Annotated in this window: 17 protein-coding genes; 5 read left to right on the top strand and 12 right to left on the bottom strand. The window is 65.4% G+C overall.

Features of this window, described 5'->3' with window-relative positions; translation table 11 throughout:
* The 9 genes from QX041_RS10045 to QX041_RS10005 form a co-directional block, all read right to left on the bottom strand.
* Window positions 1-609, bottom strand: a complete 609-nt coding sequence (locus QX041_RS10045) for a riboflavin synthase (RefSeq protein WP_316165172.1) — start codon at window positions 607-609, stop codon at window positions 1-3.
* Window positions 609-1,760: a bifunctional diaminohydroxyphosphoribosylaminopyrimidine deaminase/5-amino-6-(5-phosphoribosylamino)uracil reductase RibD gene (ribD, locus tag QX041_RS10040; protein WP_316165171.1), complete on the bottom strand. Its 1,152-nt coding sequence runs from the start codon at window positions 1,758-1,760 to the stop codon at window positions 609-611. Before ribD ends, QX041_RS10045 begins: the two co-directional genes overlap by 1 nt.
* Window positions 1,757-2,242, bottom strand: a complete 486-nt coding sequence (gene nrdR, locus QX041_RS10035) for a transcriptional regulator NrdR (protein ID WP_006612773.1) — start codon at window positions 2,240-2,242, stop codon at window positions 1,757-1,759. Before nrdR ends, ribD begins: the two co-directional genes overlap by 4 nt.
* A 14-nt stretch (window positions 2,243-2,256) precedes the next feature.
* A complete protein-coding gene (gene glyA, locus QX041_RS10030) occupies window positions 2,257-3,561 on the bottom strand; it encodes a serine hydroxymethyltransferase (RefSeq protein WP_316165170.1) in 1,305 nt (434 codons plus the stop codon).
* A gap of 192 nt (window positions 3,562-3,753) precedes the next feature.
* Window positions 3,754-4,209 (bottom strand): hypothetical protein, encoded by a 456-nt coding sequence (locus QX041_RS10025; RefSeq protein WP_316165169.1) that lies wholly within the window; start codon window positions 4,207-4,209, stop codon window positions 3,754-3,756.
* Between the two features lie 110 nt (window positions 4,210-4,319).
* Window positions 4,320-4,541, bottom strand: coding sequence for a hypothetical protein (locus QX041_RS10020; RefSeq protein ID WP_315711437.1), 222 nt, complete (start codon window positions 4,539-4,541; stop codon window positions 4,320-4,322).
* Window positions 4,542-4,567: 26 nt separating this feature from the next.
* Window positions 4,568-4,783: a hypothetical protein gene (locus QX041_RS10015; RefSeq protein ID WP_315711436.1), complete on the bottom strand. Its 216-nt coding sequence runs from the start codon at window positions 4,781-4,783 to the stop codon at window positions 4,568-4,570.
* Window positions 4,784-4,977: 194 nt separating this feature from the next.
* Complete coding sequence (ldtR, locus tag QX041_RS10010; protein WP_008962376.1) at window positions 4,978-5,490, bottom strand: transcriptional regulator LdtR; 513 nt, start codon at window positions 5,488-5,490, stop codon at window positions 4,978-4,980.
* A gap of 360 nt (window positions 5,491-5,850) precedes the next feature.
* Window positions 5,851-6,318, bottom strand: coding sequence for a DUF6163 family protein (locus QX041_RS10005; RefSeq protein ID WP_315711435.1), 468 nt, complete (start codon window positions 6,316-6,318; stop codon window positions 5,851-5,853).
* A 218-nt stretch (window positions 6,319-6,536) separates the two neighbouring features.
* Between QX041_RS10005 and hemB the strand changes: the two genes are divergently transcribed.
* The 3 genes from hemB to QX041_RS09990 all read left to right on the top strand — a co-directional run bounded on the left by hemB (window position 6,537) and on the right by QX041_RS09990 (window position 9,194).
* A complete protein-coding gene (gene hemB, locus QX041_RS10000; protein WP_315752921.1) occupies window positions 6,537-7,598 on the top strand; it encodes a porphobilinogen synthase in 1,062 nt (353 codons plus the stop codon).
* 194 nt (window positions 7,599-7,792) lie between these two features.
* Entirely contained in the window at window positions 7,793-8,326 is a 534-nt protein-coding gene (locus QX041_RS09995; RefSeq protein ID WP_315711433.1) for an RDD family protein, read from the top strand.
* A gap of 91 nt (window positions 8,327-8,417) precedes the next feature.
* The gene (locus tag QX041_RS09990; protein ID WP_316165167.1) at window positions 8,418-9,194 is read left to right on the top strand and encodes an arginyltransferase; all 777 of its coding nucleotides are present in this window, start codon (window positions 8,418-8,420) and stop codon (window positions 9,192-9,194) included.
* A 71-nt stretch (window positions 9,195-9,265) separates the two neighbouring features.
* Here the strand turns inward: QX041_RS09990 and QX041_RS09985 are convergent, their stop codons facing one another.
* Window positions 9,266-10,645, bottom strand: a complete 1,380-nt coding sequence (locus tag QX041_RS09985; protein ID WP_316165166.1) for an Nramp family divalent metal transporter — start codon at window positions 10,643-10,645, stop codon at window positions 9,266-9,268.
* A gap of 202 nt (window positions 10,646-10,847) precedes the next feature.
* Between QX041_RS09985 and QX041_RS09980 the strand changes: the two genes are divergently transcribed.
* Both QX041_RS09980 and QX041_RS09975 read left to right on the top strand, forming a co-directional pair.
* The gene (locus QX041_RS09980) at window positions 10,848-11,639 is read left to right on the top strand and encodes a class I SAM-dependent methyltransferase (protein WP_316165165.1); all 792 of its coding nucleotides are present in this window, start codon (window positions 10,848-10,850) and stop codon (window positions 11,637-11,639) included.
* 102 nt (window positions 11,640-11,741) lie between these two features.
* Window positions 11,742-12,968, top strand: coding sequence for an MFS transporter (locus tag QX041_RS09975; protein WP_315711428.1), 1,227 nt, complete (start codon window positions 11,742-11,744; stop codon window positions 12,966-12,968).
* Here QX041_RS09975 and QX041_RS09970 read toward each other — a convergent pair.
* Window positions 12,965-13,399, bottom strand: coding sequence for a universal stress protein (locus QX041_RS09970; RefSeq protein WP_315711427.1), 435 nt, complete (start codon window positions 13,397-13,399; stop codon window positions 12,965-12,967). The two genes, QX041_RS09975 and QX041_RS09970, sit on opposite strands and share 4 nt — an antisense overlap.
* 63 nt (window positions 13,400-13,462) lie before the next feature.
* Complete coding sequence (locus QX041_RS09965) at window positions 13,463-14,737, bottom strand: adenylate/guanylate cyclase domain-containing protein (RefSeq protein ID WP_315827212.1); 1,275 nt, start codon at window positions 14,735-14,737, stop codon at window positions 13,463-13,465.
* Between the last annotated feature and the right edge of the window lie 11 nt (window positions 14,738-14,748).

The following is a 14,748-nucleotide window of genomic DNA, read 5'->3' as shown; positions in this document are numbered from 1 at the left end:
CTACTTCATTTCCGTGAGGCGCGCGGCATAGCGCGCCATCAGGTCGACCTCGAGATTGACCTCGCTGCCGGCCTGCCAGGACGACAGCGTGGTGACCGACAGCGTATGCGGAATGATCAGCACCGAGAAGACCAGTTCGTCGACGGTGTTGACCGTGAGCGAGACGCCGTCGAGGGTTACTGAGCCCTTGGTGGCGATGAAGCGCGCCAGATCCCGCGTCGTCCTGAAAACGAACCGCGCCATGTCCGGCAGGTTCTCTCGGCTGACGATGGTCGCAATGCCATCGACATGGCCGGAGACCATGTGGCCGCCGAGCTCGTCGCCGATCTTCAGCGCCCGCTCGAGGTTCAGCTTCGTGCCGACGCGCCAGTGCTTGGCGGTGGTCAGCGCCAGCGTCTCCGCGGCGGCATCGACCTCGAACCAGGTCTTTCCATCGGTGACGCCGGACTGCACGACCGTGAGGCAGACGCCGTTATTGGCGATCGACGCGCCATCGGCGATGCCGGCCTGATCATAGTGGCAGGCAATGCGCAGCCGATGCAGCTTTCCTTCGGTCCGCGGCGTCAGGCTGACGATCTCGCCGATGTCGGTGACGATGCCTGTGAACATTAGGCGCGCTCGTAAATCGTAAGGGTATCGGGATCGAGCGTCTCGCTAGCACGAACGCGATAGGCCGGCGACTGCGTGATTGCGGTCAGCGGCAATGCGTCCAGCGCAGCGATCCCGTCAGCTCCGATCTCGCCGGGGCCGCGCAGGAGCCAGATCTCATCGACCAGGCCGCTTGCCATGAAAGATGATGCGACGCGGCTGCCGCCTTCGATCATCAGACGCGTGACGCCGCGTTCCGCCAGCGCCTTGAGCACGGCCGGCGGCTCCAGCGCCGACGGGTCGGCCTGCGGCGGGACACGGATCACCTGCGCACCGGCGGCGCCCAGCCGGGTCGCGGTAGCCGGCTCGGCCACCTCGGACGCGACGAGCCAGAGCGGCGTCGTGCGCGCGGACTGCATCAATCGGCTCGCGGCCGGAAGCCGGAGCATCGGATCGAGCACGATCCGGACCGGCGAGCGGGATTCCATGCCCGGCAGCCGGCAGGTCAGCAGCGGATCGTCGGCGATCGCGGTGCGCACCCCGACCAGGAGGGCGTCGCTCTGGGCCCGCAGCACATGCACGCGCGTCCGTGCTGCCTCGCCGGTAATGGCCACCGGCTTGTTGCCGGCGGCTGCGATCTTGTCATCGGCGGAGACCGCGAGCTTCAGGATCACGTGCGGCCGTCCGTCGCTGATGCGGCGGAAATGGCCGGCATGATCACGCTTGGCGTCCGCCGAGCAGAGGCCGACCTCGACCTGAATGCCCGCGGCGCGCAGCTTAGCATGCCCCTGCCCTGCGACCTCGGGATTGGGGTCCTCGATCGCCGAGACGACGCGGTTGATTCCGGCGGCGATGACCGCGTCCACGCAAGGCGGCGACTTGCCGAAATGCGAGCACGGCTCCAGCGTCACGTAGAGGGTGGCGCCCTTGGCGGCCTCGCCGGCGCGCTTCAAGGCCTCGGGCTCGCCATGAGGGCGTCCACCGGGCTGGGTCCAGCCGCGGCCGACGATCACGCCGTCCTTGACCACCACAGCGCCGACGGCGGGATTGGGCCAAGTCCGCCCCAGCCCACGACGGCCGAGCGACAGCGCCAGCTGCATGAAGCGGCGGTCGGCGTCCTTCTGCGCCTTCAGCTTCTCGCCGACCTGATCGACCAGAACCCGGAAGATCATTTGCGGACCGGCGCGAGGCGCGGTGCTTCGTCCTCGGCCGAGAGCTCGCCGAGCACGGCCTCGAAATCCTTGGCCTCGCGGAAATTGCGGTAGACCGAGGCGAAGCGGACATAGGCGACGTCGTCGAGATCGCGCAGATGCTCCATCACGATCTCGCCGATCGCCTCCGAGGACACCTCGGATTCGCCGCCACTCTCGAGCTCGCGCACGATCGCCGAGACCATCTTCTCGACCCGCTCCGGATCGACCGAGCGCTTGCGCAGCGAGATCTGCACCGAGCGCATCAGCTTGTCGCGGTCGAACGGCACGCGACGGCCGTTGCGCTTGATGACGGTCAGTTCGCGCAGCTGCACCCGCTCGAAGGTCGTGAAGCGGAAATTGCAGGTGACGCAGACCCGCCGCCGCCGGATCACCGAGGAATCCTCGGTGGGGCGGGAGTCCTTCACCTGCGTATCGAGGCTGTTGCAGCTCGGGCAGCGCATTGTGGCTTCAAGCCTTACTGGTAGATCGGAAACCGGTCGGTCAGCGCCTTCACCTTCTGCTTGACCGCGGCTTCGACCAGCGGCGCGCTGCCGTCCGGCGCCTGCGCGATCGCGTTCAACACCTCGGCGATCAGGCTGCCGACCTGCTGGAATTCGGCGACGCCGAAGCCGCGGGTGGTCGCCGCCGGCGTGCCGAGGCGCAGGCCGGACGTGACGAACGGCTTCTCGGGATCGAACGGGATGCCGTTCTTGTTGCAGGTGATGCCGGCGCGGACCAGGGCCTTCTCCGAGATGTTGCCCTTCAGCCCCTTGGGCCGGAGGTCGACCAGCATCAAATGGTTGTCGGTGCCGCCGGAGACGATGTCGAAGCCGTGGGCGCGCAGCGATTCCGCCAGCGCCTTCGCGTTCTCGACGATGTTCTTCGCGTAAGTCTTGAACTCCGGCCGCAGCGCCTCGGCGAACGCCACCGCCTTGGCGGCGATCACGTGCATCAGCGGGCCGCCCTGCAGACCCGGGAAGATCGCCGAGTTGAACTTCTTGGTGAACTGCTCGTCGTTCCACAAGATCAGGCCGCCGCGCGGGCCGCGCAGCGACTTGTGCGTGGTGGTGGTGGTGACGTGGGCGTACGGCACCGGCGAGGCATGGACGCCACCGGCGACGAGGCCCGCGAAATGCGCCATGTCGACCAGAAGGTAGGCTCCGACGTGGTCTGCGATCTCGCGGAAGCGCTTGAAATCCCACGGGCGCGAATAGGCGCTGCCGCCGGCGATGATCAGCTTCGGCTTGACCTCCTCGGCCTGCTTGGCGACCGCATCCATGTCGATCAGATGATCGTCGCGGCGGACCGTGTAATGCGCGGCCTTGAACCACTTGCCGGACATGTTGACCGGCGAGCCGTGGGTCAGATGGCCGCCGGCGGCGAGGTCGAGGCCCATGAAGGTGTCGCCGGGCTGCAGCAGCGCCAGGAACACGGCCTGGTTCATCTGGCTGCCCGAGTTCGGCTGGACGTTGGCGAAATTGGCGCCGAACAGCTTCTTGGCGCGGTCGATCGCGAGGTTCTCGGCGACGTCGACCCATTCGCAGCCGCCGTAATAGCGCGCGCCCGGATACCCTTCCGCGTACTTGTTGGTCATCACCGAGCCCTGGGCCTCGAGGACCGCCCGGCTGACAATGTTCTCCGAGGCGATCAGCTCGATTTCGTGCCGTTGCCGACCGAGCTCACCCTTGATGGCGGCGGCGATCTCGGGATCGGCCTCGGCCAAGGTGGCGGAAAAGAAGGAATCGACGGACGAAGCGGGCTTGGCGCTGGAAGCGGTCATCGGCGGAATATCTCCACGTCCGCAAGGCCTTAGGCGGCCGGCGGTCGGTTCAGTGAAGGCGGTCGGAAAAGACCCCTGCCCTTACCATACGGGCGGCGGCAGGCCAAGGGACAGGCCAGCCGTTGGGGTCGCCCTCGGGCGTTTATGCCAGATATGGTGGACGAGCGGCAGACAAAAGACCTGCGCTGGACGCTAGGCCCCGCCGCACATATGGGGATCATCCTGCATGGTCCAGGACTCGTTCGTTCTCAGATTGGTGGTCTCATGGACGCGGCCGCGATTGTCGCCGGGCGGACAATCCTTGGGAAACGAGACCAGGCACATCCGGACGCGATCGCCGACCTTGGAATGCGCCAGCGCCGCGTTCCACTCTCGAGAGACCTGGGTATCCTTGTTGGTGTACCGGACATAGCTGCCGCGATCCTTGCCGGGCTTGGGTCGCTTGCTCGGGAGCCGGTCATTGGGACCGTCCGCGTAGGACACGCCGATTTCGGCGATCGTGCGCTCTGCGCATTCGCCGACCTTGGTTGGGTTCTCTACCATCACCGGTGCGGCCGCAGCCACCGGCGCTGCCGCATCGATCGCCGGAGTCTCGTTCTGCGAGCAGGTCGCGATCATCAACAGCGGTACGAAAACGACGCGTGACATCCCGAACATGTGCCCCCAAAAACAAACAACCTGCATGAAACCGGACGGTCTCATACAGGTTGTCGGTATCATGAGGCAAGCGTCGCGCGAGCAATCTCGCGCCGAAGACATCAGAGGCCGGTGTAGCCCGCCTTCACCGGATCGACGCGACCGTCGAGCTGGCGAAGATAGGTCAGGCCGCACACGGTGAGACGATGCGGGTCGCGCTCGCCGGCTTCGAACAGCGTCTGGATGTAGGCGCTCACCTTGCGGCGCGCCTCGTCGCTCGCCGCAGCGGTGCGGTTCGCCAGCAGGTCGTAGGTGTGCATGATGCGATCGATGGCGGCTTCCATATCATCCCCTCTTGAACGTCAGGCCGTCAGGCAGACTTGAACATCGAAATCGCCTTGTTGGCGAGCTTGAGCTTGTTGAATTCTCCGCGGTGAATCAGTTGAACGATGATGTCGACAAGTCTTTCGTTCGGCGTGAACTCCTCCGGCATCTCGCCAGAGAGACGCAGATAGTTGGAGGCGATGGCATAAGCATCGCCGACCATCGCCACGTTCATGACTTGCATTCCGGCATCGTGCAGCATGGTCCGACCTCCGGTCCAAGGACATAAGCCCAGGAGCCTTGATTGGTTCCAATTCGGACCGGGGATTTTGCCAAACGAACACGAAAAAGCGCCGGCCGAAGGGGCCGGCGCAAGAACGACTTCCAGACGATCAACGACTGTCCGGTCTTGGCTCTCGAGGTCGGAGCCGGCTCAACCGAGACGATGAGGCCTGCTCAGAGGCGATAGAGGATCTGATCGGTCCAGAACCGCTCGAGACGATGCAGCGACTTGTTCAGCGTCGAGAACTCCTCGCTGGAAATGCCGCCGACCTGCTCCACGGTCTTGACGTGCTTCTGATACAGCGAGTCGACGATGCGGCGGATCTCCTGGCCCTGCGGGGTCAGGCGGATGCGGACCGAGCGGCGATCGACGCGCGAGCGCTGGTGATCGAGGAAGCCGAGCTCGACCAGCTTCTTCAGGTTGTAGGAGACGTTGGAGCCGAGATAGTAGCCGCGCGTGCGCAGCTCGCCCGCGGTCAGCTCCTTGTCGCCGATGTTATAGAGCAGCAGCGCCTGGACCGAATTGATGTCGGAACGACCACGGCGGTCGAACTCGTCCTTGATGACGTCGAGCAGGCGGCGATGCAGCCGCTCCACCAGCGTCAGAGCTTCCAGATAGAGCGACTGGACGGTGCCGCCCTGGCCCGGCGCAGCAGTCTCCACGGCCGTCGCAACGGCTTTCATCATGACACTTCCCCTGTCGTCGTTTTTGTCGACTTATTCGACGAAACTTTTGTCCCGTCTGATAGAACGAACTTAAGGGGCGTGCTTTGAAGATCGCCTTAAATAAGAGCATAAAGAGAGAATGAATCGCGGAGAGTGAATCCTCTTTTAATTCAGTAATTACAGAGGCTTTTGCAATAGTCCGTTGACGGTCGAGGCGCGATGTTCGCGCTCTGTTTCACCCACCTGTCGCATTACAAAACACGCTTGGGTAGCGCCGCTAAGGTCTCTGTAACAGCTGTGGCAGGCGCTCTTAAGGTGTTCGAAACATTACTTGCATGGCGCTGAAAAGATTTACAGCGTGCAACGAATTTTTCGCACGACCTATGGTGGCCGCTCCCGGGCCGCCATCCAGGCCAGCACGAGGTAGGCGGCGAGCATGATTGCCTCGCCCGCGACCACCAGCAGATTGCCGCCGTAGATGCCCGGGAACATCAGCTCGATCACCGCCATCGACACCACCGTGGTGAGCCACACCACTGCGCCCCACGGCGTGGCGAGCCACAGGCCCACGGCGGCGACGAGCTCGATGACCGCGAAATAGACCGTCGCAGCCTGCCAGGCCATCGCCTGGTTTTCGAACGCGTCGTCCTCGCCGCCGATGAAGCCGGTCACCTGGGCCCAGTGGTACAGGCCCTTGGCGATCGAGAGCATGGCCATGACCCGCAAAAACAGCACGAGCCGCCGCGTCCAGACATTGTCGTCGCTCTCGCGCCGATCCGAGGACATGGCGGCAATCGACATGGCGGCGTTGTCACGTGCCAGATCTCGCGCCGAGGGAATCTCAGCCATGGCAGCTCGAGCAGAACAGGATGGTCGTCATTGGGGCCTCTCAAGACCAGGAGCATGGCGATTCTTGGCCGGCCGGCACCGTGAAAGCAACCGGGTAGGAAATCAACCGGGCCGCTTGCGTCAGGTCAAGTGACGGGCGACGGCCGAAGTGCTACAGATTGTTGGAATTACAACAAATCAAATCCGGCTCGCCGGCCAGCTCAAGGAGCCAGCACCCCATGGCGATCAAATTCGGCCGCCCGATCGACCTGCGCGACACCGCGCGCAACCCGGCCACTGCACCGACACCGGCGCTCGAGCTGACCATCCGCCCCCGCCGCAACCGCAAGGCCGAATGGGCGCGCCGGCTGGTGCGCGAGAACGTGCTCACTACCGACGATCTGATCTGGCCCCTGTTCGTGGTGCAGGGCGACCGGACCCGCAGCACCGTCGCCTCGATGCCGGGCGTGGAGCGGCTGAGCGTCGACGAGATCGTCCGCGATGCCGAACGCGCGGTTAGGCTCGACATCCCCTGCATCGCACTGTTCCCCTATACCGAGCCGTCACTGCGCGACGAGCACGGCTCCGAGGCCTGCAACCCGGACAACCTGGTCTGCCAGGCGGTGCGCGCGATCAAGAAGGAGTTCCCGGAGATCGGCGTGCTCTGCGACGTCGCGCTGGACCCTTTCACCAGTCACGGTCATGACGGCCTGATCCGGGACGGCCGCATCCTCAACGACGAGACCGTCGCCGTGCTGGTGCGCCAGGCCCTGGTCCAGGCCGAGGCCGGCTGCGACATCATTGCGCCGTCGGACATGATGGACGGCCGGGTCGGCGCGATCCGCCAGGCTTTGGATCAAGCCGGTTTCCTCGACGTGCAGATCATGGCCTATGCAGCCAAATATGCATCCGCCTTCTACGGCCCGTTCCGCGACGCGATCGGCTCGGCCAAGACGCTCACCGGCGACAAGCGCACCTACCAGATGGACAGCGCCAATAGCGACGAGGCCCTGCGCGAGGTCGAGCTCGACATCGCCGAGGGCGCCGACATGGTGATGGTCAAGCCGGGCATGCCCTATCTCGACGTCGTCAGGCGCGTGAAGGACACGTTCAGCATGCCGACCTTCGCCTATCAGGTGTCGGGCGAATACGCGATGATCGCGGCGGCCGCCAACAATGGCTGGATCGACGGCGATCGGGCGATGATGGAGAGCCTGCTGGCCTTCAAGCGCGCCGGCGCCGACGGTGTGCTCACCTATTTCGCCCCGCAAGCCGCCGAACGGCTGCGGCAGCAGCGTTGAGGAGGCGCTGGGATCTTTCGGGACCCGCCGGTCTTTGAGCACGCCGATCCTTTCGCGTGCGCGAACCGCCGGGTCGCGGAAAGGGCTCAGAAGTCGCGAAATGGCCGGAAATTTGCCGCGCCTCCTGCAAGAACGGCCCTTGCAAGCGCAAGTCGGGTTCCCATGTGCTGGGTGCCAATCCGGAGGGCTTATTCATGGCGTATATGGGCTCAGGCGATAGCAATGACGGTCCCGGTGCTCGGCCGCACGCCTACGATCCCTATCAGCAGCCGGAATTGTTTCGCGGCGTGCTGACGCGGCGGATGATCGCATTCCTGATCGATCTCCTGGTGCTCTCGGTCCCGGTGATCCTGGCGGTGATCTTCATTGCCGTATTCGGCGTGGTCACGCTGGGTCTCGGCTGGGCGTTGTTCTGGCTGGTGTCGCCGGCTTCCGTGATCTGGGCCATCGTCTACTACGGCGCAACGATCGGCGGGCCGAGCTCGGCGACGATCGGCATGCGGGTGATGGATCTGGAGGTGCGGACCTGGTACGGCGCGCCGGGCTACTTTGTGCTCGGTGCCGTGCATGCCGTCTGCTTCTGGATCTCGGTCTCGGTGTTGTCGCCGCTCGTGCTGCTGGTCGGACTGTTCAACAGCCGCCGCCGGCTGCTGCACGATTTCGTGCTCGGCACCGTCGTGATCAACACGTCTGTGCGCTCGCAACTGACTGAACCGGCTCGTACCTGATGAGACGTCCGGTGGCACAGCAAAAGCGATTGACCGGCCGCCTCCGGAGCGCAATTCTGTTGATGATCGCCTCGGAGGCTCACGACGTTCCTTGACCCAGCATTCGCGTGACACCCCGCAATTCTACCTGACCGCGCCCTCGCCCTGCCCGTATCTGCCGGGCCGGCAGGAACGCAAGGTGTTCACGCATCTGGTCGGCGACAAGGCGACCGATCTCAACGACCTTCTCACCCATGGCGGCTTCCGTCGCAGCCAGTCGATCGCCTACCGGCCGGCCTGCGACCAGTGCCGCGCTTGCGTGTCCGTCCGCGTGATCGCCAACGAATTCCGCCCCTCGCGCAACTTCCGGAAGGTGCTCGCGCGCAACTCCGATCTGGTCGGCGAGCAGCGCAGCGCCGTGCCGACCTCCGAGCAATATTCGATCTTCCGCGGCTATCTCGATCAGCGCCATCGCCATGGCGGCATGGCCGACATGACGGTGCTCGATTACGCCATGATGGTCGAGGACAGCCATGTCGAGACGAGAATCATCGAGTACCGCCGCCGCAATCTGAGCAACGGGCCGAACGGCAGGGGCGGTGAGTTGGTCGCGGTCGCGCTGACCGACGTGCTCAGCGATGGCCTGTCGATGGTGTACTCGTTCTTCGACCCGTCGGAGACCACGCGCTCGCTCGGCACCTTCATGATCCTCGACCACATCGCCCGGGCGCGGCGCCAGGGCCTGCCCTACGTCTATCTCGGCTATTGGATCGAGGGTTCGAAGAAGATGGACTACAAGAGCCGCTATCTGCCGCAACAACGGCTCGCGGCTGCCGGCTGGCTGCGCGTGGATGCCGAAGGCGACATCGCGCCCGAGCCGCAGGACTAGAGGGAGGCAATAGCGAGGGGGAGTAGAGGTCTTTCGACATCCCCTGGTTCGCTGCTCCCTGCGCGCCATCCCTATCCCGTGGCCAGATCCCACACCAGCTTGGCATTGAGCGCGATGATCACCACCGCGATCAAGGTCGCAATCGCCGTCAGCCAGCGCGGCGCCACGAACTGCCCCATCTTGGCCCGGCTCGCGGTGAGCAGCACCAGCGGCACGATGGCGAACGGCAGTTGCAGGCTGAGCACGACCTGACTGAGGATCAGGAGCTGCCCGGTCGCCTTCTCGCCGGCCCAGATCGTCACCACCACGGCCGGCACGATTGCGATCATGCGGGTGATCAGCCGGCGCAGCCAGGGTGCGATCCGCCAGTGAAGAAAGCCCTCCATCACGATCTGGCCGGACAGTGTCGCGGTGATCGTCGAATTCAGGCCGCAGCACAACAGCGCGATCGCAAACAGCGTCGGCGCCAGCGTCGACCCGAGCAGCGGCGCCAGGAAGGAATACGCCTGGTCAAGCTCGGCGACGTCGCGTTGTCCGGTGCGGTGGAACGTCGCCGCCGCCAGGATCAGGATCGAGGCATTGATGGTCAGCGCCAGGCACAGCGCGATGGTGGAATCGATCGTGGAGAGCGTGATCGCCTCGCGCTTGTCCTTTGGGCTGTCGCCGTAGCCGCGAGTCTGGACCAGGCCCGAGTGGAGATACAAATTGTGCGGCATCACGGTGGCGCCGAGAATGCCGAGCGCCAGATAGAGCATCTCCGGATTGGCGATCAGCTGTCCGCTGGGAACGAAGCCCTTCACCACCTCGGCCCAGTCCGGCTGCGCCATCGCGATCTGGATCGCGAAGCACAGCGCGATGATGCCGAGCAGCGCGACCACGAACGCCTCGATCCAGCGGAAGCCGAACGCCTGCAGCGCCAGGATCAGGAAGACATCGAGTGCGGTGACGCAGACGCCGATCGACAGCGGCAGCCCGAACAGCAGGCTGAGACCGATCGCAGTACCGATCACTTCCGCGAGGTCGGTGGCCGTGATCGCGATCTCCGCCGACAGCCAAAGCGGCACCGAGACCCAGCGCGGGGTAGAGTCGCGACAGGCCTGGGCGAGGTCGCGGCCGGTGGCGACGCCGAGCCGCGTGCACAGCGATTGCAGCACGATCGCCATCAGGTTGGACAGCAGCGCGACCGAGAGCAGGACGTAGCCGAACTTGGCACCGCCGGCCAGCGACGTTGCCCAATTGCCGGGGTCCATATAGCCGACGGCGACGAGGTAACCGGGTCCGAGAAAGGCCAGCAGCTTGCGCCAGAGCGACCCTTTTGTCGCGGTTCGTACCGTCGCGAACATGTCGCCGAGAGACGGATCGCCGCGCTCACCGCGCCAGCCTCCGTTCAGGCGGTCGCTCGGCGGAACCATGGCGTGCAGCTGCGAAAGGTCTGACGATTTTGCGTCCATGGCGCTATCCTGGACGAAACCGACATTTAATGCAACTTACTTGCAAGTGCGACTTGCCCATGTGGCGGTGCCGCATAGAGATGCTGGAAATCCTCCGATACCGCTTCATCATTGCGAAAGCTCGTCCCTGCCGATTCGCGGCCCGCCTCCTCGAGGCGGCCCATCGGCGACGGGCGCCACTTCCCCACTGACGGGATCCACCATGCTCTCTACCCAACTCGGGCTCCGACCGGTCACGAACGCGCCCGTGCCTTGCAAGATCTGTGACGGTCCTGCCTCGCTCTACGGCGTGGTCGACATGAACCGCCCCTGCCAGACGGCCCATGCCCATCGCCCGCCGCTGGCCGGCGTACCAATCTACTACCGGCGCTGCGCGGATTGCGGCTTCCTGTTCACGGACGCCTTCGACGACTGGAGCATCGAGCAGTTCAAGACCCACATTTACAACGACGGCTACGAAGCCGTGGATCCGGACTATCGGATCAAGCGGCCAACCGACAATGCGGCGGCCGTGGCCCGCTTCTGGGCGCCACACAAGGCCGGAATGCGGGTGCTCGACTTCGGCGGCGGCAACGACTTGTTCTGCACCGGCCTGCGCGCTCAAGGCTTCGCGGAAGCGGTCACCTATGATCCGATGGTGGCCGACCACGCAACCCAACCCGATCGCAAGTTCGATCTCGTCACCTGCTTCGAGACGCTGGAGCACGTGCCCGATCCGCTGGCGACGATCGGAGCCATGGCAGCCTGCGTGGCCGAACCGGGCGCGGTATTCTACTCGACGTTGACCCAGCCGGACGACTTCGAAAGCCAGGGCATGTCCTGGTGGTACATCGCGCCGCGCAACGGCCACATCTCGATCTACACCCAGCATGCGCTGGCGCTGGCCTGGCACCGGTTCGGCTTCAAGACGGCGCCGCTGAATGCCGGCACGCATCTGGCGTTCCGCACGCTGCCGCCGGAATGGGGATTGGCCGAGGCACCGACCGCGGCGTAGGCCGTCCGCAGCACGACGGCCGATGCCGGAGATCAGGAAGCGGGTGGGCGCAGGGAGGCTGAGCGGCGATGATGGCCACATCATCACATCAGGTTCCTCTTCATGACTCCCTCGCCCGCCCTGCCCGCCGCCTTCCACCGCCTCGCCTGGTCGAACCTCACCGCGCAATCGGCCGAGCAGATCGCGCTCGCCGCAGCGCCGATCGTCGCGGTGCTCGCGCTCGGTGTCGGCGAGGGCGAGACTGGACTCTTGCAGACGGCGCTGACCGCGCCCTTCGTGCTGTTCGCGATCCCTGCGGGGCTGCTCGCCGACCGGATGTCGCGACGGCTGCTGATGGCGCTGGCAGAGATGCTTCGCGCGCTGGCGCTGCTCGCGATCCTCATCGCCTTCGCGGCCGGCGCGCTCACGCTGCCGTTGCTGGCCGCGCTTGGATTCGCAGCGGTGTGCGGCACGGTGGTGTTCAGCGTCGCCGCGCCGGCCCTGGTGCCGAGCCTGGTCGCCCCCGCCCAGTTGGCGCCTGCGAATGCGCGCATCGAGCTTGCCCGTACCGTCGCCTTCGCCGCGGGGCCCGCGCTCGGCGGCGTGCTGGTCGGCTGGATCGGCGGCGCGCCCGCCTTCGGCTGCGCCGCTGCGCTCTCGCTGGTCGCAGCCGTCTGCCTGGCCGGCATCGCCGAGCCCGCCCGCGCGCCCGTGCCGCGCCGCCATCCGCTGGCCGACATCAGGGAAGGCGCCGCCTTCGTGCTGCATCATCCGCTGCTGCGGCCGGTGTTCGCCACCCAGTTCATCTTCAACACGGCCCATTTCCTGCTGCTCGCGGTGTTCGTGCCCTATGCAGTCCACCGGCTCGGCCTGTCGGCAGGAGGCGTCGGCTCGGTGCTGTCGATGTTCGGCGTCGGCATGGTGTGCGGCGCGCTGCTGGCGACGCGCATCATGCGGCTTCTGCCGTTCGGCACCGTCATCGGGCTCGGCCCCGTCACCGGCTTCGCCGCGGCGCTCGTGATGGCACTGACCACGTTCGTTCCCTCGCCTGTCCTTGCCGGGCTCAGCTTCTTCCTGCTCGGCGCCGGGCCGATCCTCTGGGTGATCTCGACCACGACGCTGCGGCAGTCGGTGACCCCGGCCGGCCTGCTCGGGCGGGTGTCGGCCATCAACATCCTGAGCTACGGCGCCCGTCCGCTGGGCTCGCTGCTCGGCGCGGTCGTCGGCGGCCGCTACGGCGCCGACACGTGTCTCTACCTCGTCGCCGCCATCTTCGGCCTGCAGGCGCTCGTCATCCTCGCCTCGCCGGTCGTGGCGATCGCGCGGCAACCGGAGCCGCAGCCCGCCTAGCGATAGACCAGGATCGGCACGGTCGAATGCGTCAGCACCTTCAAGGTCTCGCTGCCCAGGATCGCCGAGACGCCGCGCAGCCCATGCGAGGCCATCAGCACCAGATCGCAATGCTGCTTGCGGGCGGTCTCGACGATCGCCTCATAGGGCTTGTCGTGCTCGACGCAGAGCGTGGCGCAGGCGACGCCGGCCCGCTCGGCATCGTCCTTCACATGATCGAGATATTTCGCGGTCTGATCGGCCACCAGCGACTTGTATTGCGCGAGCGCCTTGGTCGCAGCGTGAGGATCGACGACCAGCGAATGCAGCGGCGTCGACACCACCAGCGCCGTGACCTTTGCGCCGGTCGCCTTGGCGAGCGCAATGCCGTGCTTGATCGCGGCCTTGGACAGATCGGAGCCATCGGTCGGCAGCAGAATATGTTTGTACATGAGCTTTCATCTCCCGGCAGAGGGATGCTGGGCAGACTCGCTTCGGCTGGGCATTGACGTGGGTCAAGGGTGCGACATCTCGTCCGCCAAGTAGTTCTCGTAGTCCCGCGTGGCCGAGGCGCTGCCGGCAATTTCCGGATCGAGCGTGAAGAGATCCTGCGCGCGGCCGATGCCGCGCAGCGCGTAGCGGCCGGTCGACACCAGGTAGCGGCGACCTTCGTCGTCGAGCCCCTCGCAGAATTCGGCGGACGCCAACAGTTCGCGATCGACCGAGCGGCACATCGAGGCGATGCGGCTGACCTCGTTGACGGCCGGTCCCACCACGGTGAAGTCGAGCCGGTCCTCGCTGCCAATATTGCCGTAGAACACCTCGCCGACATGCAGGCCGACATAGGCCGAGGTGACGGGCCGTCCCTCGCCGGCGCGCCGTGCGTTCAGCTTCAGGATGTTCAGCCGAAAGCGATGCTCGGCACGCAGCGCAGCCCGACGGGCCGAGGCCATGTCGCCCCCGGTGAAGATCGCCAGCACGCCGTCGCCGATCAGCTTCAGCACGTCGCCGCCGGACTCGTAGATCGCGTCGATCGAGGCTTCCGCATAGTCGTTGAGCAGCGGGATGATCTCGTCCGGCGATATGCTCTCACTGATCGCGGTCGAACTGCGCAGGTCGGAGAACCACAGCACCGCATTGATGCGCTCGGTGACACCGCGGGAAATCCGGCCGCGCAGCACCTGTTCCGACGCATCGCGGCCGAGATAGACGCGGCCAAGGGTTCGCACGATGTCGACCTGCTGCGCGGATTTGATCGTCAGCGCGAGCAGCGGGACCAGGTCGCGCAATGCGCCGACCTGCGTGTCGGTGAAGCCGCCGTCACGCCGCGTCAGCCAGTTCGAATAGAAGCAGTCCATCTGGCCGAGCGTGCCGGCTTCCCCGAACCGGTGCACGAAGGCGAGATAGTGCCGATGTCCCTGTGCGGAAAGCTCCTCGATGATCGGAAAATCGAGATGCGCACAATTCATGAAGTCAATGCTGAACTCGTCATGGCCGTTCTCCAGCATGTGGTGGAAGACCGAGCGCCGCCAATTCTGTGCCGCCTCTCCCTCATTGCTGGAGCCATATTCAAAGCTGTCGGCTTCGTTCGTGTCGAAATCGTTCCAGCGGAAGCCACGCCCCTCGAAAATCGGATGCAGCGTATCGATGATCGCAAGGCTGCGCGACAGTTCAAGCCCGGCCGCGCGACAGCGCTCGCAGAAGCCGCGCAGGATCTCGTTCTCCGGCATTCCGGTCAGGCTCTGACCTACGAGCCAGCTCGCCACTTCGAGACGGGTCGCCGTATCCATCGTTTCAACTC

The sequence above is a fragment of the Bradyrhizobium sp. SZCCHNRI2009 genome (assembly GCF_032485115.1).
GTDB lineage: Bacteria > Pseudomonadota > Alphaproteobacteria > Rhizobiales > Xanthobacteraceae > Bradyrhizobium.
This window is presented reverse-complemented; position numbering and strand designations above follow the sequence as displayed.